Origin of the sequence: Paraburkholderia mimosarum LMG 23256 = NBRC 106338 (assembly GCF_000739815.1) — a bacterium.
Taxonomy (GTDB): domain Bacteria; phylum Pseudomonadota; class Gammaproteobacteria; order Burkholderiales; family Burkholderiaceae; genus Paraburkholderia; species Paraburkholderia mimosarum.
On record NZ_BBJJ01000270.1, the window covers coordinates 1 to 1,673 of the forward strand.

At 56.7% G+C, this 1,673-nt stretch carries 2 protein-coding genes; one reads left to right on the forward strand and one right to left on the reverse strand.

Going from position 1 to position 1,673, the window contains the following annotated elements; all coding sequences use genetic code 11:
• Positions 1–642 (forward strand): IS110 family RNA-guided transposase (locus tag BMI01S_RS37265; protein WP_042293346.1); only part of this gene is annotated, 642 nt, incomplete at its 5' end.
• 581 nt (positions 643–1,223) lie between these two features.
• Here the strand turns inward: BMI01S_RS37265 and BMI01S_RS44420 are convergent.
• On the reverse strand, positions 1,224–1,508 hold the full coding sequence (locus BMI01S_RS44420; protein ID WP_081716349.1) for a gamma-glutamyl-gamma-aminobutyrate hydrolase family protein: 285 nt from the start codon (positions 1,506–1,508) through the stop codon (positions 1,224–1,226).
• Between the last annotated feature and the right edge of the window lie 165 nt (positions 1,509–1,673).

A 1,673-nucleotide genomic window follows, 5' to 3' on the forward strand; every position in this document is an offset into this window, starting at 1 on the left:
AGCCGCCCACAAGTGGAGGAGTTTGAACTGCCCATCGGGGATGGTGTGATCCTCCCGCAGGGCATCTCACATCTTGCCGATATCCCTGCACTTGCCGAAGACGCGACCAACGATCTACCGGGCTTGCTCAGGCAGTTGCTGATGGACATGCTCAACCACGTTCGAGAGATCGATCGCAAGATCGACGTGATTGAAGCTCAGATCCGCCAATGGCACCGGAACAGCGACGCCAGTCAGCGCCTTGCCGAGATTCCCGGTATCGGCCTGCTGACGGCGACAGCACTGGTTGGCCACATCGGCGCCAACGCGCAGGGCTTTACCAGCGGCCGTCATCTGGCAGCCTATCTTGGCCTCGTACCCCGGCAGCATTCCTCGGGTGGCAAGCAGCGTCTGGCTCACATAAGTAAAAGGGGTGACCCGTATTTGCGAACCCTGCTGATCCACGGCGCACGCGCGGTGGTCCGGATGTGCCAGGGAATCCAGCGACGCGGCTCTACGGCGATCGATCCCTGGCTGGAACATTTGTTGGCCCGCAAGCATCCTAGCCAGGCAGCCGTGGCGCAGGCAAACCGGAATGCGCGCATTGCGTGGGCGTTGCTCGCAGGCAACCGCGTGTACCGCTCGCCAGTTACCGCAACATGAGCAGCGTATCGAATCGTTCGAAGTCCTCTCCTCACACGACGGTTGCACAAGGCAAGCATGCATGATGGCGATATAGGTCAGACCTCGGTGAGTAAAGCCTGATAGTCGGCCCGGGCATCAAGCCCGATGTTCAGATGAGGACCTCACCGGCGCATTCCATCAAGGCCAGGGCGATGCCCAATTAACGGGCCGAATATAAGGATGCAACCGATCTAACCGTCAGAATGCAAGCTCTCCTTGGCAAACGGGTGGTGCCCATATTCGCCATCAAGAAGAGAGAATGAGCTACCACACTGGTGCCGACGTAGTGTCTTGAAGGCTGAATTTTCCCCGCTAATATGCCCAATATCATTGTGCTTTGTGAACCGCATCGGCTGGCATCTGGCCGGCCCGGGCAGGGCTTCGCTCTTGCTAGCCGCGCAAATATTCCTTCGACCGCGTAGACATGAAGTCTTCTATGCGCGTGTAATAGCGTGGAGCATATGTTTGCGTCCAATCCAGAATCCGGGTTAGCCCAATAGGCAACTACAGATTAATTGGTTGTTGCATTCTGCTTCGTCGAACGCTTCACTCTATAGGCATCACATGCCTTGCCGAACGCGCTCAGCATCTTCCGGCTCCTCGTCGCCTGAGGCGTGCGATTCAGGAGGCCACTGCAGCGCGAGTTGAAATGTGGATGCGTCTGTGTACAGTGCTTCCATGCCTCCGTCATCCGCGACTGCCTCCAACCGAACTCTTTGGCTAACCTGTGCGATTCCTTGCTTGTATAGCGAGTTGACGCGTAACTCGCTGCCGTCGATGACCGACGACAGCAGTCCGCCAGACGCGACGTTCTCAGCGCCTCGACATATCGCCGACGCCCCCAGTCGTGGTGAACACCGTCGTTAAGACGGCGATTTGCGGTGGCCGATAGGCAGTGGATATCGACAATAAACAAACACAATCAGACATGCTCCAAGCGGAGTGCTTATTCACGTCCCGTCAAAGTTATATTGCCACATTGTACCAGTTATTGAATATTAATTAGTGGG